Raw genomic sequence first — 21294 nt, 5'->3', positions numbered from 1 at the left:
GGCTTAGGCGTCCTCGTCGTCAAGATGCAAACGCAAGAACGGCAATGCATCGCAGTATTTCAAATCGTCCCGGCGGTAGGCCATGTTGGTGGCCACGCCCGCCACATACTCATCCGCCAGCGCTTCGATGGCAACGCGCCAACGCTGCCGGATCTCGGGCCATGTCAGACCATCGAAGAACTTGCTGTCGCTGGCCAGCGTCACCCCGGGCACGCCAAGGTCTTCATCGGCCAGCCCTTGCGCCGCGACCTGCCGAGCATGGATCTGCGCCAGCACCAGCCCGGCGACCTCGCCGCCCGCGGCATCGGCAAGCACCGACGCGTAGAACGGCAACTGCACATTCACGGGCCGACTGCGCGACCAATCGGGTTCCGGCTTGGCGGCGGCCACGCCCGTCTTGTAATCGACGATGACGTTGCGCCCATCGGCCAGGGTGTCGATACGGTCCAGACGCAATTTCAGGTTCAACGCGCCGCGTTGCCACTGGTGGTTTTTTTCGACCTGGGCAACCGCGAACGGCAAGCGCTGCGCTTCCATGTCCAGCCACGCGGCCAGCACGGCGCGCGCGCGCTGGCATTCCAGCACCTTCAACGCGGGCGCGTAGTCTTTGAGTTCTTCGTCGGCAGCCTGCGCCACGGCCTGCTCCAGCAAGGCCGCCAGCCGGTTCGTGGCCATGATTTCATGCAGCGTGTCCTGGTCGGGCATCATGCCCCATACCAATTCCAGCGCCTTGTGCAGGAACTGCCCGCGCACGTTGACCGTGGCGCTGTCGGCATAAGGCGCCAGCTCGCGCCCGCCCAGGCGGTGGCGCACGAACGCCCAAAGCGGGTTGCGCGCCTGCGTGTCCAGCACGTCCAGCCCGCCGCCGCCCCGGTTGCCCGGCGCCAGTGGCGGCCCCAGATTGTCGTCCAGCGACTCTTGCGGCAAGGGCGCAGTGGGAGCCGCCGCCGGCGGCATCCAGTCGCTTAGCAAGGCGCCCGCGATCAGCGGCGATGGCCGTAGCTCGCGTTCCCCGTCCATGTGCGCGTGGCTGACGATGATGTCGGGCGCGCAGCGGCACAGCGCGGCGTACATGCCTTCGGCCCATTCGCGTTCACGTTCCGGCGTGGCGCGTGGCGCCTTGGCCTGGCGCAGCACTGCCAGCGGCAACAGCGGGTTGGGCTTGGGCGAGGCCGGCAGCACGTCGTCCGTCAAACCCAGCATCCAGACGCCGTCCCAATAGCCGCCTTCGGCTTCCAGCAGGCCCAGCACGTCAAGGCGCGCCGTGGGATCGCGCTGCGGTTGAAACGATGCCGACCGCGCCACGCTTTGCAGCAGGTTGACCGCCGCCACCCCGCCCAGCCGGCCGGCTGCCGGCGCCAAGGCCGAAAAGCTGCCCAGCGCGTCGCCCAATGCGCCCATGACCTGGTAGGCCACACTGTCCAACACGCCTTCGCCCGGAAAACCCAGCGCCGTCAGCGCCGCTTTCATGCGCAGCATCCAGACATCGCACGTCGCCTGGCGGCCGCCTTGCGTCCAGATTTCCAGCGCCTGATGCCAAGCCGGCGCCAGCGCGGGAAGATCGGCCAGCAGTTTTTTCCAATCATGCGGGCTGACATGTTGTACGGCTTGACGGCGCCAGCGCGCGTCGATGGCGGCCAGGCGCGCGCGGTCGCGGACATCGCCGGCACAATGCCCGGCCAGCAAGGCCGCGCCCAGAACGTCTACGCCGCAGCCCTTGCCGCTTGCGCATTCCGCCAACGCGCGCAGCCACGCCAGTGCGGCACGCGCCATCGGCCATTCATTCAGTGGCCGGCCCACGGCCACGTTGAAGGCATGCGCGGGCGCGCCGTCGCGACCGGCCAGCGCCTGGCTCAAGATGCGGCGCGCGAATGGCGATTCGGCTTCCAGCTGCGGCGAGACGATCGCAAAGCGCCCTTGCGGATGCGCCTTCAATTGGCCGGCAGCCCAAGCCGCCGCCGCGCGCCATTCGGCGCCTTGGTCGGCCGCTTCGAAACGGCACGCCACCGTTTCAACACGCTGCTCGTCACGCCATTGCGACACCCGCGAACCCTGCATTTCAAAGGCGCTGAGCAGGCGGCGAAATCGCGGCGACATATCGGTAAAGCCGGCCAGGACCAACTGCGCGGGCGTGCGCAGACGGCCCTCTTCCAACGCGCGCAGCACACGTGCGTAGCCTTGGTTGGCGTCTTCGGCGTCGATGCCGGCCAGCGTTTGCCGGTAGCGCACGCGCCAGCGCGCAAAGCCGCGATATTCGTCCGTGTCGGCGCCCGAAGGCACGTGCAGGTCCCATTCGTCCATCAGCAGGTCGGCGTCCATCGCCAGCCTGGCCGCCTGGCTGGCGTCCAGCAGCACGCGTTCGGCTTCTTCGGCGCGGATGGCTTCGGTCCAGACCAGTTGCGTGGCGAAGCTGTCCAGCCGATAGGCGGGCACGTCGTCGTCCGCTTCGAAGGCCAGCTCGTTGGCGGATTCGGCAAGCCAGGCGGACAGCGGCAGGATGCGCGGCAACTCGCTGACCTGGCGTTCCTGGCGCAGCAGCCCGGCCAGTTCCAGCGTCAGGCGGCGCGACAGCCGGTTGTTCACCGTCAACACCAGCGTGTCGGCGGCGGCCAGGGCGCCGATATCCGGCAGCGATAGAAAGGGATGGGAAAGCGACGCGTCCTGCATGGGCATCCGTAAATCGCGCGCCCGAAGGCCGCGCGGGAAGACGAAAAAAACGACGGGAAAATTACCGTCGTAGGATACCGCGAGCCGCCGGGGCAAAGGCGGCTAAAAGCCGCAAAGCGATGCCAGGTTTTCCCAATGCACCTGCATGTTGGGCGTGGTGTAGCCCCAGAACGCCAGGCCCAGCACCGCCGCCAGCGCCAGCACGCCCGCAGCGCGCCAGGCGCGATGGCGGCGGGCGGCGGGCGGTTGGGCAGGCGGCAGCGAAGGATCGTGGGAGGGCATCACAGGCGCGTCGATTTCGGTGAAATTGCGGGACAGTTTTATCTCGGTTTCAAACAAACACGAAGGGGGCAGGCAAGCGTAACGGCGATTTTGGGCCGGTTTCGAAGCGGTTTCGAAGCGGTTTCCAAGCGGTTCCGAAGCGGTTCCGAAGCGGTTCCGAACCGGCGCCAGCCACCACGCCATCTCAGGCCGATACGGGGCGCGTCTCCACAGGCGTGACCGGCTGTTCGCGCACCGGCAGGCACAGCAGCGCGGCAATCACGGCAAGCGCCACGCCCAGCCACCAGACCATGTCGTAATTACCGGTCTTGGCGTACGCGTACCCGCCCAACCACACTCCGATAAAGCTGCCCAGCTGGTGGCCCAGGAACACGATGCCCGATAGCGTGGCGGCATAGCGCAGCCCGTAGATCTGCCCGATCAGCCCCTGGGTAAGCGGCACGGTGCCCAGCCAGAACAGACCCATCCACGCGGCGAACACGTACAGCACCCACGCCGACAGCGGCACCGCCAGCAACAGCAGGATGCCGAACGCGCGCATGAAATACACCACGGCCAGCAGCCGCTTCTTGCTGTATTTGCCGCCCAGCTTGCCCGCATAGAACGAGCCCAGCACATTGAACAGGCCGATCAACGCCACCGCCGTCGCGCCCTGCCCCGCCGTCAAGCCGCCATCCGTCACGTAGGCCGGCAAGTGCAGCGTGATGAACGCGGTGTGAAAGCCGCAGACAAAGTAGCTCCAGAACAGGAAGTGAAACGACGGATGGCGCACGGCCTGCCGCACCGCGGACGCCAGCGACTGCTGCGGCCCGGACTGCGCTTGCGGGCGCCCGCGCAGGTAATAGGCCAGCGGCGCGGCACAGGCCACGAACAGGGACAAGACCCACAACGCACCGGGCCAGTCCATGCCGGTGATCAGCGCCTGCCCGGTCGGCACCACGGCAAACTGGCCCAACGAGCCGCCCGCGCTGGCAATGCCCATGGCCGTGCTGCGGTAGGCCGCCGGCACCGCGCGCGCCACGACCGGCAGGATCACCGGAAACGTCGTGCCCGCCTGCCCCAGCCCGACCAGCACGCCGGCCGACAGGTACAAGGTGGTTTCATCGGTGGCGAAGCGGGTGCCGATCATGCCCAACATGTACAGCACGGCGCCCAGCGCGATGGTGCGGCCCGAGCCGTAGCGGTCGGCCAGGATGCCCATGAAGATGCAGGCCACGCCCCAGACCAGGTTCTGTAGCGCGAAGGCCATGGAAAAGACATCGCGGCCCCAGCCGTGGGCCAGGCCCATCGGCTGCATGAACAGGCCGAAGGTGGCGCGCACGCCCATGGCAAGCAGCACCACCAGGGTGCCCAGGATCAGGGTGCGCGTGGAAATCGTATCGGTTTGCGTAGACATGAAACCCGTGTCTGGTTGTTGTGTGGGTTTGCGTCCCCTCCTCGGGACTCGGCAAACATCATATACAAGTCGCCGCGCGCCAAACCGTAATAGCCCTTCTGGCGAATCACGCTTTATGCCGCGCTGTCACTAGGGCCTACCCCGTACGACCAAGGTCGAGTGTCCGAGCTGGTGATGCGTCTCTATATTGGGCAGAGGCCCGCAAGGCATCGCTGCGCGGGCCGACCCGGATGCCTACACGCCGTCCGGCAATAACAACAAGGAGCCCGACCGTGCCCACCCCCGACCCCACCCCCGGCGCCAACCCCGCCCCCTCCGCCACCCCCGCCACCATCACCGACGCCGTCATGCGCCATCCCAAATACCAGGAATTGTTGCGACGCCGCAGTCGCACCAGCCTGCTGTTCTTCGCCATCACCGCCGTCATCTACGCCGGCTTCATCCTGACGCTCGCATTCGACCCCGTCTTCTTCGGCAGCCCCGTGCCGGACATGACGATGAGCATCGGCGTGCTGACCGGCACGTTGGTCGTGTGCAGCGCCGTGGTGTTGATTTCCGCTTACGTGCATATCTCCAATTCCGTGTTCGACCCGCTGTTGGCCGCCATCATCAAGGACGTGTCATGAAAAACAAGAAACTGGGCGCCGCATTGATTTTCATATCGGGTTGCGCGCTGGCCGGATCGGCACGCGCCGCCACCACCGGCCAGGCCAGCATGTCCGCCATCGTCATGTTCCTGACGTTCATCGCGGGCACCATGGGCATCACCTATTGGGCCGCAAAGCGCACCCGCACGACGTCTGATTTCTACACCGCCGGCGGCGGCCTGTCGGGGTTTCAGAACGGGCTGGCCATCGCGGGCGACTACCTGTCCGCCGCCTCGTTCCTGGGCATCGCGGGCATGGTGTACGTCAGCGGCTTCGACGGCATGATCTACGCCATCGGCTTCTTGTTCGGCTGGCCCGTGGTCATGTTCCTGATCGCGGAACGGCTGCGCAACCTGGGCCGCTACAACTTCGCCGACGTGACCTCGTTCCGGCTGGCGCAAACGCCGATGCGAGTGCTGGCCGCCAGCGCATCGCTACTGATCATCGCGCTGTACCTGATTGCGCAGATGGTGGGCGCGGGCAAGCTGATCGTGCTGCTGTTCGGGCTGGACTACAACGTGGCCGTGGTCATCGTCGGATCCCTGATGATGATTTACGTGGCCTTCGGCGGCATGACGGCCACCACCTGGGTGCAGATCATCAAGGCCGTGCTGATGCTGCTGGGCGCTACATTGATGACGGTGCTGGTCATGGCTGCGTTCAGCTACAGCCCCGACGCCTTGCTGGCCGAAGCCACGCGGGTGCACCCGTCCGGCCGCGAACTGCTGGCGCCGGGCGCGCAGGTCAGCAGCAACCCGCTTAACGCCTTGTCGCTGGGTATTGCGCTGGCGTTCGGCACGGCTGGCCTGCCGCATATCCTGATGCGATTCTTCACCGTGTCCAACGCGAAAGAAGCGCGCAAATCGGTCATCTACGCCAGCTCGTTCATCGGCTACTTCTACCTGCTGACGTTCATCATCGGCTTTGGCGCGGTGGCGTTGCTGGTGCGCCATCCCGAGTATTTCGTCACGGGAGCCGACGGTAAGTTCGACATGCTGAAAAGCCTAATCGGCGGCACCAACATGGTGGCGGTGCACCTGGCCAACGCCGTCGGCGGCAACCTGTTGCTGGGCTTTTTGGCGGCGGTAACCTTCGCCACCATCGTGGCGGTGGTGGCCGGGCTGGCGCTGGCCGGCGCGGCGGCCATTTCGCATGACCTGTACGCCAACGTCATTGCACGCGGCCGCGCCACTGAACGCCAGCAGATGCGCATTTCACGCTTGTCCACCATCGCGCTGGGCATCATGGCGATCTTGCTGGGCATCGTGTTTGAAAACCAGAACGTGGCCTTCATGGTGGGCCTGGCGTTCGCCATCGCGGCCAGCGCCAACTTCCCGGTGCTGGTGCTCTCCATTTCCTGGCGCGGGTGCACCACGCGCGGGGCCACCATCGGCGGCTTCCTGGGGCTGGCCAGCGCCACGCTGTGGGTCGTGCTAAGCGACACCGTCTGGGTGGATGTGTTCGGTTTCGCCACCCCCATCACGCCCTTTCCGAACCCCGGCATCCTGTCCATCCCGCTTGCGTTCTTCTCGATCTGGCTGTTTTCAAAGTTGGACAACAGCCCGCGCGCACAACAAGAAGCCGAGGCCTTCGACGCGCTGACCGTGCGCAGCCAGACGGGCATCGGCGCCACCACGGCGGTTGCGCATTGAGCGCCGCGCATGAATACGGACATGAACATGAACATGAACATGCACCGTGCCCGATAACGATCTGCCATCAACCGCCCCAGGAGCCCTAATGGAACCCATCCCCGATCGCTACCCCGTCCCGCAAGGGTTTGCCGGGCCGCAGACGGTGACGCAGGAGCAATACGCGCAGCAGTACGCGGCGTCCTTGCAAGACCCCGACGCGTTTTGGGCAAACGCCGCCAAGCGCTTGCAGTGGTATCAGGAACCCACCCAGATTCGCGACGTGGACTTGTCGGCCGATAACTTTCACATCCGCTGGTATGCCGATGGCGAGCTCAACGTCAGCGTCAACTGTCTGGACCGGCACCTGGAAGCGCGCGGCGACAAGGTCGCGCTGATCTGGGAATCCGATGACCCCGACCTGCCCTCGCAACGCATCACGTATCGCGAGCTTCACGCCAAGGTCTGCCAGATGGGCAACGCGCTTCGCCGCCAAGGCATCGGGCGGGGCGACCGCGTCACGATCTATCTGCCGATGATCGTCGAAACCGTCGTGGCGTTGCTGGCCTGCGCGCGCATCGGGGCCGTGCACAACGTGGTGTTCGGCGGCTTCGCGCCCGCTTCCATCGCGGACCGCGTGCGCAACTGCGGCGCTAAAGCCATCATCACCGCCGATAGCGGCCGCCGCGCGGGCCGCGGCATCCCCCTGAAAGACAACGTGGACGCCGCGCTGAACATGCCGGGCATGGAAGGCGTGCGCACCGTGCTGGTGGTGCCCCACGCCGGCACGCCCGTCACCATGACCGCCAACCGCGACCACTGGCTGGATCAGCTGATGCAAGCCGAGTCCACCGACTGCCTGCCCGAGCGCATGAACGCCGAGGACCCGCTGTTCATCCTGTACACGTCGGGCAGCACCGGCAAACCCAAGGGCATGCTGCACACCACGGGCGGTTATCTGGTCTACGCCGCCTACACGCACGCCGCCATCTTCGACATTCGCGACAGCGATGTCTTCTGGTGCACGGCCGACGTCGGCTGGATCACCGGCCACAGCTATCTGGTGTACGGCCCGCTGGCCAACGGCGCCACCACCGTCGTGTTCGAAGGCGTGCCCAGCTACCCGGACGCCTCGCGCTTCTGGCAGGTTATCGACAAGCATGCCGTGACCATCTTCTACACCGCTCCCACCGCCATCCGCGCCCTGATGCGCGAAGGCCCGGGCCCGGTGCTGCGCACGTCACGCCAGTCGTTGCGCTTGCTGGGCACGGTGGGCGAACCCATCAACCCGGAAGCCTGGCGCTGGTATCACGGCGTAGTCGGCGCGGGCCGTTGCCCCATCGTGGACACGTGGTGGCAGACCGAAACCGGCGGCATCCTGATTTCGCCGTTGCCCGGCGCCAAGGCCGCCAAACCCGGCGCGGCCGGCACGCCGTTCTTCGGCATCCGGCCCGAGCTTGTTGACGTCAAGACCGGCGCCATGATCGAGGGCGCCGGCGAGGGCAACCTGTTCATCCGCGACTCGTGGCCGGGGCAGGCGCGCACCGTGTACGGTGACGAACCGCGCTATATCCAGAGCTGCTTCAAGGATTACCCCGGCATGTACTTCACGGGCGACAGTTGCCGCCGCGACGAAGACGGCGACTACTGGATCACCGGGCGCGTGGACGATGTGCTTAACGTCAGCGGGCACCGCATCGGCACCGCCGAACTGGAAAGCGCGCTGGTGCTGCATCCCAAGGTGGCGGAGGCCGCGGCCGTGGGCTTCGCGCATGACATCAAGGGCCAGGGCATCTACGTGTATGTCACGCTGAAGGCGGGCGCGGAACCGTCCGATGCGCTGCGTCACGAACTGGTGGCGCACGTGCGCCGCGAGATCGGCCCCATCGCCACGCCCGACCATCTGCAATGGGCGCCCAGCCTGCCCAAGACGCGCTCGGGCAAGATCATGCGGCGCATCTTGCGCAAGATTGCCGAGAACTCCGTGGACGATCTGGGCGACATCACCACACTGGCCGATCCGTCGGTGGTGCAGGCGCTGGTCCGCGAACGGCGTGTGGCATGATCGGCCGATGCCTGTCCTGCTTATCGCCGATGACCACCCGCTGTTTCGCGAAGCCCTGCGTGGTGTGATCGGCCGGGTCTTTCCCGGTGCGGTCATCCACGAGGCCGACCAGGTCAGCGTGCTTTACGACCTGGTCGATTCCTGCCCCGACGCCGACCTGCTCTTGCTGGACCTGGACATGCCCGGCTCGTCGGGCCTGGGGCCGCTGAAACAGTTGCGCGGCCAACATCCGCAACTGCCGATCGTCATTGTGTCGGCGCATGAAGATCCGCTGCTGATACGGCGGGCGCTGGATCACGGCGCGATGGGCTTCATCCCGAAATCGTCCGATGCGCAAATGCTGCGCGCGGCCCTGATCCACGTGATGGACGGTGGCGCCTGGGTGCCAGGCGCCACCCCTGCCGCCCGGGCGTCGGCGGCACGCGAACCCATGATGGCGGCCAGCGTACGCGAACTGACGCCACAGCAGTTTCGCGTGTTGCAGATGGTGGGCGCCGGGCTGTTGAACAAACAGATCGCACATGAATTGCAGGTGTCCGAAGCCACCATCAAGGCGCACATGACGGCCATCATGCGCAAGCTGCGCGTGTCCAACCGGACGCAGGCGGTATTGATTGCCGAACGCCTGGGGCTGGGCACCTGGCGTTGCGGCATCAAGGTTTGAGCGTGGCCTGAGCGCGCAGTTTTGCGGCCAGGAAGGCGCGCAGCGACGCGGGCTTGACGGGCTTGGCCAGCACCCGATAGCCGCGTAACCGCGCAGCCTGCTTCAAGGCGCTATCGCCGTCCACCGACAGCAACGCGCCTCGTACGGACGGCGCGGCCGCGCGCAGCGCATCCAGGCTGTCCAGGCCGTCAAGGCGGTCGCGCAAGTGATAGTCCACCAGCAGCACGTGCGGTTGATGCCGCATCATCGACAGCGCCTCGTCCAGCGTGGTGGCGCACAGCACGCTGGCCTGCCAGCGGCCCAGCAGCGCCTGCATGCCGCCAAGCACGTCGGGGTCGCTATCCAGGCACAACACACGCAGGCCTTGTAGCGAGCCATGCGACAGCGGGCGTTCCAGGCGCGGCGGCGGCCCTTGCAGGCACGTGTTTGATCGCGGCACGCTGATCGAAAACACACTGCCGCGCCCAACGGCCGATCGCGCGTCCAGCGGATGCCCCAGCAGCGAGGCAAACCGCCGGCAGATGGACAGGCCCAGACCATACCCGCGAAGGGGCTCGTCCTGCTCCGGGGCGTGGCGCTGAAACTCGTCGTAGACGGTGCGTAGCTGATGGGGCGCAATCCCCGGCCCGGTGTCCCAGACCTGCAAGCGCACGTGCCCGCCGCAGGGCCGCGCGCTTAACAGGATGCGGCCGCTGCGTGTGTAGCGCAGCGCATTGGCCAGGAAGTTCTGCAAGATGCGGCGCAACAGGCGCGGGTCGCTGCGCACCGGCAGCGGGCGCCTGGCATGCAGGCGCAATTGCAAGCCCGCCCGCAGCGCGACCAGGCCGTACTGGTCCGCCAGTTGGCGCAGCAGCGGTTCGACGTCGAAGTCGCAAGGCTCTGCCTGCAACATGCCGGCGTTCAGGCGCGACACATCGAGCAAGCCGTCAAGCAGCTCTTCGGCCGCGCGCAGTGACGTGTTGATCCGCCCGGCCAGGTAGCGCTGCGCCTCGGGCTCATGTTCCTCGTTCAGCGCCGACGCAAACAAGCGCGCCGCGTTGATCGGTTGCAGCACATCGTGACTTACCGCCGTCAGAAACTGCGTGCGTGACTGCTGCGCCGCCTCGATCTGGCGGGTGCGCGCGCTGACACGCCGCTCAAAGGTGTCATGAATGTCGCGCAGTTGAAGCTGCACGCGCTTGAAGTCGGTGATGTCGCGGTAGCTGGTGACGTAGCCGCCTCGCGGCAACGGCCGGCCCCGAAGCTCCACCACCCGCCCACACCGCAACGTGCGCTGGCCGCGATAGACGGTGCCCGCCCGCATGAAGCCGACCCGCTTGCGCACGACCGCTTCGATATCCAGCCCAGGTCCCGAGCCAAATTTGCCACGCCGAGCGTTGAAGCGGATCACGTCCGCGACGGGTCGGCCGACTTTGAGCAGGCCGTCCGGATAGTCAAAAAAATGTTGATATTGCCGATTCCACGCCACCAGCCGCATACGGGCATCCACCACGCTGACGCCCTGATCGATGCTGTCCAACGTGGCCAGCAGGTCGGGCACGCGGGGCAGCGCCCCCGCGCCGGGCCGAAAGCGTCCCGCCCACCGAAGCGCGGCAACCGCGAGCGGGGCAAGGGCGAACAAGGCAAGCGCAAGCCAGCCCAGCGTCATGGCGCAAGTCTCCTGCATAGGGCGTGGGCCGAGGGCGCAAGTTGTAATTGTGATGATGCCCGGCGGCGTTGCGCATTATGACGCGGGCGCGGCGGCGAACGCGCTCCGGGCTGACGTCTGGCCTGCAATATCAGACAAGTACGAAGCCGTCGGGCGGGCAAGCCCGCCATACCCTTTGCACCGGCCGCCGCCGGTGGCTGTACGCCGCTGAAGGCCCAAGGCAGTGATAAACTCTGGCCCGGTCGCCACCCCATGCGCGACCCCAGCCTGACCGTCTCGCCGTAGTTAAATGGATATAACCGGCCCCTCCTAAGGGTCAATTGGTGGTTCGATTCCACCCGGCGAGGCCACCCTCCGGCCTCGATTCCCACGCCAATTTGCTTCCCGCCATGCCACGCGTTCAGCCAGATGAGGGTTAATCCGGGCTACGCTCACGCGCCTTGCGCCGGTAGCTTCTCATGTCGCTCCTTGTGACGAATTGAATCTTCGTCAATACGTCACCGATATTTTTTTCGGGCAAGATGGCGAATCGCCTTGCGTGCAACTTGATGTGCTGTTTAAATTCGACGCGTAAGCCCCTAATTCATCTGGACTTTTCCTGAACCGACGTCACGCCGGCTTAAGAAATACTTTTTCACAGACTGACAAGCCTGCTCAACCATGGCATTTTCCTGGAAACGTGCAATTGCGAACGCGGTAGCGCCGGCGGCGCTGGCGCTGTGCGCGCTCCTGCCCCCCGCCGCGCAAGCCGCGAAAAATTCTGACCCTTGCAAGACCAACGCCAAATCGGCGGCTTGCAAGGCGCAACAAGCCAAGAAAGCGCCTGCTCCCAAGGCCAGCGCCGGCAAGACGTCGGCGGGCAAGCAAGCCGCGCCGAAGTCTTCGGCCTCTGCCAAGCAAGCCGCACCCAAATCTTCGTCCACCGCCAAGAAAGCCCCGCCCAAGTCTTCGTCCACCGCCAAGAACGCCGCGCCCAAGGGCGGCAAGCAGGTGGCCGCCAAGGCCACGCCGCCTAAGAAAGGCGCCGCCGCCACGGGCAAGAACGGCAAGCCGAACAAGCCCGGCCGCGCCCAGCGCCTGGCTGCGGCCGGGGCTGCGTCGGCAGCCATGCCGCCGCCAGCCTCGTCGGTACGCGCGGAAGCGGCGGCGCTGCGATCCAGCACCGCCTATGTGCAAGACCTGGAAACCTCGACCGTCCTCTTTGCCAAGAACGAAAACGTGGTGCGCCCCATCGCTTCCATTTCGAAGCTGATGACCGCCGTGGTCGTGGTGGACGCCAACTTGCCGATGGATGAAATGCTTGAGATCACCGACGACGACGTCGATGGCCTGAAGCACACAACGTCGCGTCTGCGCGTGGGCACCAAGCTGTCGCGCGGCGACATGCTGCACCTGGCACTGATGTCTTCCGAGAACCGCGCCGCCAACGCGCTGGGCCGCCATTACCCGGGCGGCCTGCCGGCGTTCGTGGCCGCCATGAACGCCAAGGCGCAATCGTTGGGCATGACCAGCACGCGCTTTATCGAGCCCACCGGCCTGTCCAGCAACAACGTGTCGTCGCCGCACGATCTGGCCCGCCTGCTGCGCGCGGCCTCGCAGCGGCCGTTGATTCACCGCTACTCGACCGACACCGAGTACGAAGTTGAAATCAACAACCGCACGCAAACCTTCCGCAACACCAACCTGCTGGTGCGCAAGCCCGACTGGGACATCAAGGTGTCCAAGACCGGCTACATCAACGAAGCCGGCGAATGCCTGGTGATGCTGGCTCGCATCAATGGCCGCGACCTGGCCATCGTGCTGCTGGATTCGCAGGGCAAGCTGTCACGGATTGGCGATGCGGTGCGCATTCGCCGTATCGTGCAGAACGAAGTGGCGCTGGCGTCGATTCAACCGGGTGGCTGAACGCCTGACCCGCTAAGCGCTGCGCAATGAAAAGGCCCGATCTGATCGGGCCTTTTCTTTTGGATGCGCGGCGCTTGAATGCGCTACGTTCGCCGGCGCAATTCGGTCTTGCTACGCGGCGGCGCGGCGTTTGGCGCGCAGCGGCTCAGCGTCGTACATGGAAGCGGGCAGGCCTTGCAGCACGGCTTGCGGGTTCAGCGATTGGATCGGCACGGCCGCGTCGCGCGGAATCCGGCCATCGGCTTGCAGCAGTTGATAACGCAGGCAGCACACGCGCAGGAACGACGTGAAGTTGGCGGCTTCGCCCCGATATTCGACCAGTTCGTCGTACAGGCGCTCAATCAGTTGCGTAACGCGCATGCCGTCTCGCCCCGCGATTTCTTCCAGGGTTTGCCAGAACAGCCGTTCCAGCCGCAAGCTGGTTGCCACGCCGTGCAGGCGCAAAGACCGGGTTTCGGGCGCGTACGACTGCTCGCTTGCGCGGATGAAGATTTCACACATGGGGGGCTCCTGCAAGGTCGGCGCGCCATGCCAGACGGCGCGCCTGCGGTGGACCACTGTACGACGTTTGGCGCGGCGGCTGCAAGATGCCACGCCGCCGCCATGCGCCGCGCCCTGCCCCGTCCCGTTGACCCTTGAATACGCGGCCCGCGACCCCGGCATTTTGGGGCCAGAGCCTAACGATTCTGCAACGACACGTTTCCTATCGCCTTCCATCAACTACGGGTTGATATAAATCATGGATTAAAAGCTGTCCGCGTTCGAGCATGGTGAAACAGACCTGACTTCGGAGGTAGAGATGGATAAAACCATGAAGGCCGCAGTAGCGCGCGCATTTGGTGAACCCCTGGTGATCGAGGAAGTCGCGGTGCCGCGACCCGGGCCGGGCGAATTGCTGGTCAAGATCGAGGCCTGCGGGGTCTGTCATACCGACCTGCATGCCGTGCAGGGCGACTGGCCCGTCAAACCCAACCCGCCCTTCATTCCCGGCCACGAAGGCGTCGGCCACGTGGTGGCGGTGGGCGCGGGCGTGACCCATGTGAAAGAAGGCGATCGCGTCGGCATCCCGTGGCTGTATTCCGCTTGCGGCCATTGCGAACATTGCCTGGGCGGCTGGGAAACCCTGTGCGAACAGCAACAGAACGCCGGCTACTCCGTTAACGGCGGCTTCGCGCAGTACGCGCTGGCCGCCGCCGACTACGTGGGGCTGCTGCCCAAGAACGTTGGCTTCATCGACATTGCGCCCGTGCTGTGCGCGGGGGTGACCGTCTACAAAGGCTTGAAGATGACGGACACGCGGCCCGGCAACTGGGTCGTGATTTCGGGCGTGGGCGGGCTGGGTCACATGGCCGTGCAATACGCCCGCGCAATGGGCCTGAACGTGGCCGCCGTGGACATCGACGACGCCAAGCTGGATCTGGCTCGCCGCCTGGGCGCCGAAGTCACCGTCAATGCCCGGACGACAGACCCGGCGGCTTACCTGAAGCGTGAAATTGGCGGCGCCCATGGCGCGCTGATCACCGCCGTGTCGCCCAAGGCTTTCGAACAGGCGCTGGGCATGGTGCGGCGCGGCGGCACCGTGGCGCTGAACGGCTTGCCACCGGGCGACTTCCCGCTGTCCATCTTCGACATGGTGCTCAACGGCGTGACCGTGCGCGGTTCCATCGTGGGTTCGCGCTTGGACTTGCAGGAATCGCTGCAATTCGCCGAAGAGGGCAAGGTCCGCGCGACCGTCTCCACGGACCGGCTGGAGAACATCAACAGCGTGTTCGACCGCATGAAGCAAGGGCAGATCGAAGGCCGCGTCGTGCTGGACTTTGCCTGACCCGACCTGACGGAATCGGTTGAACACAAGGGCTTTCGGGGCGTGATCCCGTGATCCCGTGATCCCGTGATCCCGTGATCGCTTGATGGCTTGATGGCTTGAACGCAAAGGCTCCCCGGGGCACTCCCATGCCCCGGGGAGCCGTTGCGCGCTCGTCGCGTCAGTGCGTGATCTTCGTGCCCAGCACCGCCAGGAACTGCGACAGCCATGCCGGATGCGCGGGCCACGCGGGCGCGGTCACCAGGTTGCCGTCGGTATAGGCCTGGTCGATGCCGATCTCGGCATAGGTGCCGCCCGCCAGACGCACTTCCGGTGCGCACGCCGGGTACGCCGAGCAGGTGCGGCCTTTCAGGATGCCGGCAGCGGCCAGCAACTGCGCGCCATGGCACACGGCAGCGATCGGCTTTCCGGCTTGATCGAAATAACGCACGATCTCCAATACCTTTTCGTTCAAGCGCAGGTATTCCGGTGCGCGGCCGCCCGGAATGACCAGGCCGTCATACGACGCCGGTTCGACGCGGGCAAAATCAAAATTCAGCGCAAAGTTGTGGCCGCGCTTTTCGCTGTAGGTTTGGGCGCCTTCGAAGTCGTGGATGGCGGTGGCAATGGTGTCGCCCGCTTTCTTGTCCGGGCAGACCGCGTGCACGGTGTGCCCCACGGCCAGCAGCGTCTGGAACGGCACCATGGTTTCGTAGTCTTCGGCGTAATCGCCGACCAGCATCAACAGTCTTTTGCTCATGGAAGTCTCCTTGGGATGAGGGCAGCCGGTTGCGCGCCCAGCGTGGTGGGGCCCGGTTCTTGATGTTGTAGCGGCCATTGTGCCCCCGCCGCGAAGACGGATGGTGGTAATGGGATACCACGCGCGCGGCAGGCAAGCGTGGCATCCCGCGTGGTGCCGCAAAGGCGTTCAGCGCGGCAGCGATGCGCCGCCGCAGATCGCGATGTCCTGGCCGGTGATGGCCGCCGCCTCGCGCGACATCAGAAAGTGCACCAATGCCGCGATTTCGTCGGGCTGGATCAGCCGGCCGATCGGCGGCATGCGCGGCGCGCTGGCCGCGCGCGCCGGGTCATCCAGCATGGCCGTCTGCGTGGCGGCCGGCGACACCACGTTCACCGTCACGCCCTGCGGCGCCAGTTCGGCGGCCCAGCTGCGCGCCAATGCCACCAGCGCGGCCTTGGACGCGGCGTACTGGCTGCGACCCGGCATGCCCTGCGCCACGCGGCTACCGATCAGCACCACACGGCCATCACCGCGCGCGGCCATCTCGGGCGTCAGGATCTGCGCCAGGCGAACGGCGACATCCACGTGCAGCTTCCACATGCGCTCGCCGTCGGCCGGGTCCATCAGCGCCAGGGGCCCGACCCGCAATATGCCCGCGGCATGAACCAGCGCGCGCGCATCCTTGAGCGTATCCAGCGCGCGCCGCGTTGCCGCCTCGTCGCACAGGTCGACGGTAATGTGGCGATAGGCATCGTGCCGCGCCACGGCCGGCCCGATGTCCAGGCCCGCCACCTGCCACCCCGCCTTCAGCAGATGCTGCACGATGGCAAGCCCGATGCCGCCCGTGGCGCCTGTCACCACGGCCAGGCCGGCGCTGCGTTCATTCGACATGAATGCGCCCCTCTTGCACGATCTTGAGCGAGCGCGCCATGTCGTCTTTCTGGAATTGCGCGAACGCACCGGCGGACCCCGGCGTCAAGGTCACCCCCAGCTGTTCGTACTTAGCCGTCATGCCCGAGGACAGGGCCTTGTTGACCTCGGCGTTCAACTTCTCGACAACGGGGGCGGGCGTGCCGGCCGGCGCCCACAGCCCGTACCAGCTATAGAACTGATAACCCGGCAAGATTTCGCTGACGGTGGGCACGTCGGGCAGGTTGGGCAAGCGCGCCTCGGACGTCACGGCCAGTATCTTCAGCATGCCGCTTTTGTAGTACGACACCGCGCCCAGCACGGGGTCGATGAAGCCGTCGATACGCCCGCCTACCAGGTCTTGCAGCGCGGGCGACGTGCCGCGATACGGGATCACCGTGTAGTCCAGGCCGCCTTGGCGCTTGAGCAGTTCTGTAGCCAGATGGCCGGCCGACCCGATCGAGCCCACGGCAAAAGTCAGGCGGCCCGGGTTCTGCTTGGCATACGCCAGCAGGCCGGCCAGGTCCGTCACCGGCAGGTCTTTTTTCACGGACAGGGACAACGGCGCCTTGCCCGCCAGGGCCACGGGCACAAAGTTCTTGTCGACGTCGTAAGGCACCGACTTCATCGTCATCGGCGCCGTCGTGAAGGTCGACGCGTTAAATAGCAGGGTGTAGCCATCGGCCGGCGACTTGGCCACCACGTCGGCGCCGATGATGCCGTTGCCGCCCGAGCGGTTCTCCACGATGAAGGTTTGCCCCGTCTGCTCGCTGAGCTTCTGGGCCAGATCGCGGCCCAGCATGTCCAGCGTGCCGCCAGGCGGAAAGGGAATCACAAACCGGACCTGATGCGACGGATAGCTGTTCTGGGCCTGGGCCTGCGCCAGACCCTGCACCCCGGCGCCGGCAAGACCAACGCACAGCGCAACCAGGCCGCGCAACACGATTCTTTTTTGCATGATTTGCCTCCTCTTATTGATTATCCGTTGCGGCATCGTGCGGCGGTATGGCCCCAAAGCCATCCGCCTGCTTGCGTGCCGCCACGCGCGCAATCGGTGCTAGCGCGCTAGCAACTTCGCGTTCGACAGCGCCGCGCGCAGTGCGTCCATGTCGGCGTCGCCGGGCGCCTCGGTGGGCGGGCGCACGGTGGCGTTGTCCAGCACTCCGGCCAGGTACATGCCGGCCTTCATGCGGGCATGCGCCTCGCCAGTGGGCTCGCCGCCGCCGTAGACCGCATCTTTCAGCGGCGTGATCAGCGCCTGCACCTGCTGGGCGCGCTTCAGGTCGCCCGCCTTGACGGCTTCCCACAGGTCAATGATGAGTTGCGGGATGAAGGTGGCGAAGCCCACCAGCGCGCCGTCCACGCCTTGCACCATCGAGGCCAGCAGGTATTCGTCGTGGCAGGTCAGGATGGCCTTGGACGCATCCGCGTCGCGCAGCGCCTGGATGTCGCGGGCATATTTGTTCATGTCACGCTGGCCCACCTTGAACGCCTGCACGTAAGGCAGGCGGGCCAGGTCCGCCAGCAGCTGCGACGAATACGAGGCGCGCGTCCACGCGGGATATACGTGGCACACCAGGTCCAGGTCGGGCGCGGCGCGGTGTATGGCGTCGAAATAATCCAGCGCGTGCCCGGGCGTGAAGCCAAAGCGCAGCCAGTGATGAGGCGGCATGACGTCCAATGCGGCGGCGCCCGCTTCCCGCGCGGCGCGGGCATGTTCCGTGGCCTCGGCAATGCCTTCGCACACAATCGACGAAATCACCGGCAGCTTGCCGCGCAGCTCGTCGGCCACGATACGGGTGACCTGCGTGCGTTCGGACGGGGTCAGGGAAAACACCTCGCCGGTGTGGCCGTTGGTCATGACGGCAACCACGCCTTCATGGCCGGCCAGCCACGACGCCAGGCGGCGAAGCGCGGGTTCGTCGATGCGGTGGTCGGCGGTAAAGGGGCAGGAAATTGCCGGGATGATGCCGCGGTAATTCGAGATGGAAGCCATGCTGCGTCTCCGTATCTTGTACGTGTTGGAATGGCTTTATGATCGCGGTAGCCCCTTGCGGCCGTCCAATACTCGAATTGCATAGAATTATTTTTGCTGCGGCGCACACACCTCATGGGACCCGGAAATCGACCTTTGGACATGAATTGGCTGGAGGACTTTTGCGCCCTGGCCGAGACAGGCAGTTTTTCGCGCGCGGCGGAAGCTCGCGCCATCGCACAACCGGCATTCAGCCGACACATTCGCGCGCTGGAAGAATGGGTGGGCGCCGACCTGTTCGACCGCAGCACCCACCCCACCGAGCTGACCGCGGCGGGCCAGAAATTCCTGCCGCTGCTCAAGCAGGTGATGGCCGACCTGGAGGCCGCGCGCATCAAGGCCATGGCCGCCCACGCGCAGCACGGCGCCAGCCTGCGCTTTGCCGCGACGCATCTGCTGGCGTTGTCGTTCTTCCCCAAATGGCTGACGCGGCTGGAAACCAGGATGGAAGTCGGCGCCATCCAGATGATGTCCGACAGTTTCCAGGCCTGCGAAGACCTGATGGCGCAGCGTCGCGTGCAGTTCCTGCTGTGCCACCGTCATCCTCAGGTAGCCAGCCGGCTGGATGAATTCGCCTATCCCAAGGTGTGCCTGGGTACCGACGTGCTGGTGCCCGTCAGCGCGCCGGCCAAAGGCGGCGCGCCGGACCAGCCGGCGCATACGCTGGACGGCGACGGCGCGGTGCCCTTCCTGGCGTATGGCACCACGTCTGGCCTGGGCCGCATCGTGGCCAGCCAGTTGCGGCACCAGCCCGTGGCGGCCGAACGCATCCAGCCAACCTTTGTGGGACCGCATGCCACGCTGCTGCGGTCCATGGCGGTACAGGGCCGGGGCGTTGCCTGGCTGCCCGACATGCTGGTGCGCGACGATTTGCAGCAGGGCATGCTGGTGCGCGCCGGCGGGCCGCAATGGGATATCCCGCTGGAGATCTGCCTGTTTCGGCAGCCGACGGACATGGCGCCGGTGGCCGAAAAGCTATGGGCGCTGGTGCGCGGTTAAACCAAGGCAAGCAGCCGCTACATCAGCAGCTGAATCGCCGGCAACGAGGCATCGGCGTTCAGCAACACCACTTTTTTCATCCGCAATTTGAACGCGCCCGGCCGGCCTTCGACCGCGTGATACGCCGTCGCGGCCAGCATGCGCTGCGCGTCGCCTTGCGTTTCCACGTACAGAAAATTCGTGCGTGTGTGATGGACCGTCGCGCCCGGCTCGCCATCTTCAACCCGCGGCGCTTGCAATATGCGTAGGCCGCGCACGGCCGGATGCAGCGAATGCGCGCGCGGGTTGCGATAGCGTTCGACCCGCAGGCGCAGCAGCAACAGGTCTTCATAGAGCAACGACGGCGACTCGTCCCGCATGGGCTGGTCTGCCGACAGGGGCATCCAGTACAGGCCGTCCGGCGCGTATAGCGACAGCCAGTCGTCATAGCGCTGCGTGTCCAGCAGCATGGCCTCGTGGTACACGAAGGCGCTTAAAGCCGAGTGCAGGGCCGGCTGCATGGCCGCCGGCTCCGGTGGCATCAATGCGGTATTCATGCCGCGTCTCCCATCAGGTTCAGCCAGCCGCGATGCTGGTTGCGGATGACCCATTCGTTATTGCCGCTGTCCATCGAACTTGCGCCCGCCTGGATCTCGCCCTCGCGATAACCGCGATGCAGGCTCAGCCATTCATTGCCGTCGCAGGCCAGGCCGCGCTGCTGGCTTTCGAACAGGTGCACGTCGTCATGCGCCACGATCGACATGGGCGAGAACACCAGCCGGGCGTAGGATGCGGCGCGCTGGCGCAGCCGCGCCGGGGCATTCCGGGGCGCGAACGCCCAAGTTTCAATCAAGGTCTCGTTGACCGACAGCGGGCGTAGCACGCGCAGGATCATGGGCGATGCCTTGGCCGCCAGGCTGGGATACAGCACGGTGTTCTGCGGCGAGAACGCCAGGATCTGTTGCGCGCCCTCTTTGCCATGGCGCGCTTCCAGTTCGGCTTGATAGTCGGGCAGCGGCGCGTAGCCGGTATGGATGCTGAACTTGGTGCCCAGGATGCTGTGGCCGTGCGGCAGCACGCGCGCGCCCATCTCGGAATAAAAGCTGTAGCCCGCGCCAAACGGCAGCAGCTGCTCCATCGCCAAGACGGCGTCGCCGTCTTCGGGCAGGCTTTGCGACACGTGCTTGGCGGCGCTGGCGGCCGACTCGTGCGTCGAGATCGGGTGCACGGTGTCGTTGACGTTTTCCAGATAGAGCTTCCAGTTGCATCCGATCCGGTTGCGCAGCGGCGCGCCCAGCACCGACAACTGGCCGTCCGGGGACCGCGCCACCATGTTGTCCAGCGTGGCCAGCGCCTCGCCGAAATAGCTGGCAAAGTCCGGCCCGTCTTCGCTGATCCGCGCAAAGACAAAGCCCTTGTAGTTGACGCAGCCCCCCGGCGATGCCAGGCCCTTTCCGGACGGGCATGCGGACAGGTTGGTGCCTTCGTAATCGTTCTTCAGCGGGATGGACAACAAGCTTCCGTCCAGCCGGTACGACCACGCGTGATACGGGCAACGCAGCACCTTGCCGCAATTGCCCTGGCGTTCGTGCACCAGCTGGCTACCCTTGTGCGCGCACCGATTCATCAACACGACGACCTCGTCGGCACTGCTGCGCAGCATGATCATCGACTGTCCGGCGATGTCGGTAGTGGTGTAGTCGCCCACGGCGGGCGTCTGGCTTTCATGGCCGACATACACCCAGGCGCGCGTCCACAGCCTCGCCTGCTCGGCGCGATACACCTCGGCGTCCGTGTACAAGTCGCGGTGCACTTGATCCGGCGCGACCAGATGCCCGAACCCTTGTTGAGCGGAATCGTTCGTCATAGCGTCTCCTGCGTTCCGTTGTGCATTTCGGTTTGCATTTCGTTGTGCGTTTCG

Annotated in this window: 18 protein-coding genes and 1 tRNA gene; 8 read left to right on the top strand and 11 right to left on the bottom strand. The window is 65.8% G+C overall.

Annotated features, from left to right (window positions below; all coding sequences use genetic code 11):
- Positions 1 to 3: 3 nt before the first annotated feature.
- From AC6LJY_RS21220 to AC6LJY_RS21210, 3 genes are all read right to left on the bottom strand, one after another.
- Positions 4 to 2667, bottom strand: coding sequence for a PD-(D/E)XK nuclease family protein (locus AC6LJY_RS21220; protein WP_498136689.1), 2664 nt, complete (start codon positions 2665 to 2667; stop codon positions 4 to 6).
- A gap of 102 nt (positions 2668 to 2769) precedes the next feature.
- Positions 2770 to 2949, bottom strand: coding sequence for a hypothetical protein (locus tag AC6LJY_RS21215; protein ID WP_314359916.1), 180 nt, complete (start codon positions 2947 to 2949; stop codon positions 2770 to 2772).
- A gap of 184 nt (positions 2950 to 3133) precedes the next feature.
- Complete coding sequence (locus AC6LJY_RS21210) at positions 3134 to 4345, bottom strand: MFS transporter (protein WP_046807928.1); 1212 nt, start codon at positions 4343 to 4345, stop codon at positions 3134 to 3136.
- 347 nt (positions 4346 to 4692) lie between these two features.
- Here AC6LJY_RS21210 and AC6LJY_RS21205 point away from each other — a divergent pair, with 347 nt between their 5' ends.
- From AC6LJY_RS21205 to AC6LJY_RS21190, 4 genes are all read left to right on the top strand, one after another.
- Positions 4693 to 4971, top strand: coding sequence for a DUF485 domain-containing protein (locus tag AC6LJY_RS21205; RefSeq protein WP_046804506.1), 279 nt, complete (start codon positions 4693 to 4695; stop codon positions 4969 to 4971).
- Positions 4968 to 6644 (top strand): cation/acetate symporter ActP, encoded by a 1677-nt coding sequence (actP, locus tag AC6LJY_RS21200; RefSeq protein WP_104144555.1) that lies wholly within the window; start codon positions 4968 to 4970, stop codon positions 6642 to 6644. Before AC6LJY_RS21205 ends, actP begins: the two co-directional genes overlap by 4 nt.
- 88 nt (positions 6645 to 6732) lie before the next feature.
- Entirely contained in the window at positions 6733 to 8688 is a 1956-nt protein-coding gene (gene acs / locus AC6LJY_RS21195) for an acetate--CoA ligase (protein ID WP_498136688.1), read from the top strand.
- Positions 8689 to 8695: 7 nt separating this feature from the next.
- Entirely contained in the window at positions 8696 to 9352 is a 657-nt protein-coding gene (locus AC6LJY_RS21190; protein WP_498136687.1) for a response regulator, read from the top strand.
- On the opposite strand, the gene AC6LJY_RS21185 is transcribed toward AC6LJY_RS21190, so the two are convergent.
- The gene (locus AC6LJY_RS21185) at positions 9342 to 11000 is read right to left on the bottom strand and encodes an ATP-binding response regulator (RefSeq protein WP_498136686.1); all 1659 of its coding nucleotides are present in this window, start codon (positions 10998 to 11000) and stop codon (positions 9342 to 9344) included. The genes AC6LJY_RS21190 and AC6LJY_RS21185 overlap by 11 nt on opposite strands.
- 275 nt (positions 11001 to 11275) lie before the next feature.
- Here AC6LJY_RS21185 and AC6LJY_RS21180 point away from each other — a divergent pair.
- Positions 11276 to 11350: transfer RNA gene (locus tag AC6LJY_RS21180), tRNA-Arg, on the top strand.
- A 310-nt stretch (positions 11351 to 11660) separates the two neighbouring features.
- Positions 11661 to 12905, top strand: coding sequence for a D-alanyl-D-alanine endopeptidase (pbpG, locus tag AC6LJY_RS21175; RefSeq protein ID WP_046804451.1), 1245 nt, complete (start codon positions 11661 to 11663; stop codon positions 12903 to 12905).
- Positions 12906 to 13016: 111 nt separating this feature from the next.
- Here the strand turns inward: pbpG and AC6LJY_RS21170 are convergent, their stop codons facing one another.
- A complete protein-coding gene (locus AC6LJY_RS21170) occupies positions 13017 to 13406 on the bottom strand; it encodes a ribbon-helix-helix domain-containing protein (RefSeq protein WP_046804450.1) in 390 nt (129 codons plus the stop codon).
- Between the two features lie 298 nt (positions 13407 to 13704).
- Here AC6LJY_RS21170 and adhP point away from each other — a divergent pair, with 298 nt between their 5' ends.
- Positions 13705 to 14730 (top strand): alcohol dehydrogenase AdhP, encoded by a 1026-nt coding sequence (adhP, locus tag AC6LJY_RS21165; protein WP_498136685.1) that lies wholly within the window; start codon positions 13705 to 13707, stop codon positions 14728 to 14730.
- A gap of 160 nt (positions 14731 to 14890) precedes the next feature.
- Here the strand turns inward: adhP and AC6LJY_RS21160 are convergent, their stop codons facing one another.
- The 4 genes from AC6LJY_RS21160 to AC6LJY_RS21145 form a co-directional block, all read right to left on the bottom strand.
- Complete coding sequence (locus tag AC6LJY_RS21160) at positions 14891 to 15469, bottom strand: DJ-1/PfpI family protein (protein ID WP_046804448.1); 579 nt, start codon at positions 15467 to 15469, stop codon at positions 14891 to 14893.
- 168 nt (positions 15470 to 15637) lie between these two features.
- Entirely contained in the window at positions 15638 to 16342 is a 705-nt protein-coding gene (locus AC6LJY_RS21155) for an SDR family oxidoreductase (RefSeq protein ID WP_314359902.1), read from the bottom strand.
- Positions 16332 to 17318 carry a Bug family tripartite tricarboxylate transporter substrate binding protein gene (locus tag AC6LJY_RS21150; protein ID WP_046804446.1) on the bottom strand — a complete coding sequence of 329 codons (987 nt, stop codon included), beginning with the start codon at positions 17316 to 17318 and terminating at the stop codon, positions 16332 to 16334. Before AC6LJY_RS21150 ends, AC6LJY_RS21155 begins: the two co-directional genes overlap by 11 nt.
- A 99-nt stretch (positions 17319 to 17417) precedes the next feature.
- Entirely contained in the window at positions 17418 to 18356 is a 939-nt protein-coding gene (locus AC6LJY_RS21145; protein WP_046804445.1) for a dihydrodipicolinate synthase family protein, read from the bottom strand.
- A gap of 141 nt (positions 18357 to 18497) precedes the next feature.
- Between AC6LJY_RS21145 and AC6LJY_RS21140 the strand changes: the two genes are divergently transcribed.
- Positions 18498 to 19394 carry a LysR family transcriptional regulator gene (locus tag AC6LJY_RS21140; protein WP_314359900.1) on the top strand — a complete coding sequence of 299 codons (897 nt, stop codon included), beginning with the start codon at positions 18498 to 18500 and terminating at the stop codon, positions 19392 to 19394.
- 17 nt (positions 19395 to 19411) lie between these two features.
- Here the strand turns inward: AC6LJY_RS21140 and AC6LJY_RS21135 are convergent, their stop codons facing one another.
- Both AC6LJY_RS21135 and AC6LJY_RS21130 read right to left on the bottom strand, forming a co-directional pair.
- Positions 19412 to 19930 (bottom strand): aromatic-ring-hydroxylating dioxygenase subunit beta, encoded by a 519-nt coding sequence (locus AC6LJY_RS21135; RefSeq protein WP_314359899.1) that lies wholly within the window; start codon positions 19928 to 19930, stop codon positions 19412 to 19414.
- Positions 19927 to 21240: a Rieske 2Fe-2S domain-containing protein gene (locus AC6LJY_RS21130; RefSeq protein ID WP_314359898.1), complete on the bottom strand. Its 1314-nt coding sequence runs from the start codon at positions 21238 to 21240 to the stop codon at positions 19927 to 19929. The genes AC6LJY_RS21135 and AC6LJY_RS21130 overlap by 4 nt, the downstream gene beginning before the upstream one ends.
- Between the last annotated feature and the right edge of the window lie 54 nt (positions 21241 to 21294).

This window comes from Achromobacter sp. RT286_PF, assembly GCF_059760425.1.
The sequence above is the reverse complement of the archived record's forward strand: the minus strand, read 5'-3'. Positions and strand labels throughout refer to the sequence as shown.

Bases quoted from the DNA above. Each gene is read 5' to 3' on its own strand.
- AC6LJY_RS21145 (WP_046804445.1), bottom strand. From the start codon at position 18,356: ATGGCTTCCATCTCGAATTACCGCGGCATCATCCCGGCAATTTCCTGC.
- AC6LJY_RS21155 (WP_314359902.1), bottom strand. From the start codon at position 16,342: ATGTCGAATGAACGCAGCGCCGGCCTGGCCGTGGTGACAGGCGCCACG.
- AC6LJY_RS21170 (WP_046804450.1), bottom strand. From the start codon at position 13,406: ATGTGTGAAATCTTCATCCGCGCAAGCGAGCAGTCGTACGCGCCCGAA.
- AC6LJY_RS21160 (WP_046804448.1), bottom strand. From the start codon at position 15,469: ATGAGCAAAAGACTGTTGATGCTGGTCGGCGATTACGCCGAAGACTAC.
- AC6LJY_RS21130 (WP_314359898.1), bottom strand. From the start codon at position 21,240: ATGACGAACGATTCCGCTCAACAAGGGTTCGGGCATCTGGTCGCGCCG.
- actP (WP_104144555.1), top strand. From the start codon at position 4,968: ATGAAAAACAAGAAACTGGGCGCCGCATTGATTTTCATATCGGGTTGC.
- AC6LJY_RS21135 (WP_314359899.1), bottom strand. From the start codon at position 19,930: ATGAATACCGCATTGATGCCACCGGAGCCGGCGGCCATGCAGCCGGCC.
- AC6LJY_RS21140 (WP_314359900.1), top strand. From the start codon at position 18,498: ATGAATTGGCTGGAGGACTTTTGCGCCCTGGCCGAGACAGGCAGTTTT.
- AC6LJY_RS21185 (WP_498136686.1), bottom strand. From the start codon at position 11,000: ATGACGCTGGGCTGGCTTGCGCTTGCCTTGTTCGCCCTTGCCCCGCTC.
- acs (WP_498136688.1), top strand. From the start codon at position 6,733: ATGGAACCCATCCCCGATCGCTACCCCGTCCCGCAAGGGTTTGCCGGG.
- AC6LJY_RS21190 (WP_498136687.1), top strand. From the start codon at position 8,696: ATGCCTGTCCTGCTTATCGCCGATGACCACCCGCTGTTTCGCGAAGCC.
- AC6LJY_RS21150 (WP_046804446.1), bottom strand. From the start codon at position 17,318: ATGCAAAAAAGAATCGTGTTGCGCGGCCTGGTTGCGCTGTGCGTTGGT.
- AC6LJY_RS21215 (WP_314359916.1), bottom strand. From the start codon at position 2,949: ATGCCCTCCCACGATCCTTCGCTGCCGCCTGCCCAACCGCCCGCCGCC.
- AC6LJY_RS21220 (WP_498136689.1), bottom strand. From the start codon at position 2,667: ATGCAGGACGCGTCGCTTTCCCATCCCTTTCTATCGCTGCCGGATATC.
- pbpG (WP_046804451.1), top strand. From the start codon at position 11,661: ATGGCATTTTCCTGGAAACGTGCAATTGCGAACGCGGTAGCGCCGGCG.
- AC6LJY_RS21205 (WP_046804506.1), top strand. From the start codon at position 4,693: ATGCGCCATCCCAAATACCAGGAATTGTTGCGACGCCGCAGTCGCACC.
- AC6LJY_RS21210 (WP_046807928.1), bottom strand. From the start codon at position 4,345: ATGTCTACGCAAACCGATACGATTTCCACGCGCACCCTGATCCTGGGC.
- adhP (WP_498136685.1), top strand. From the start codon at position 13,705: ATGGATAAAACCATGAAGGCCGCAGTAGCGCGCGCATTTGGTGAACCC.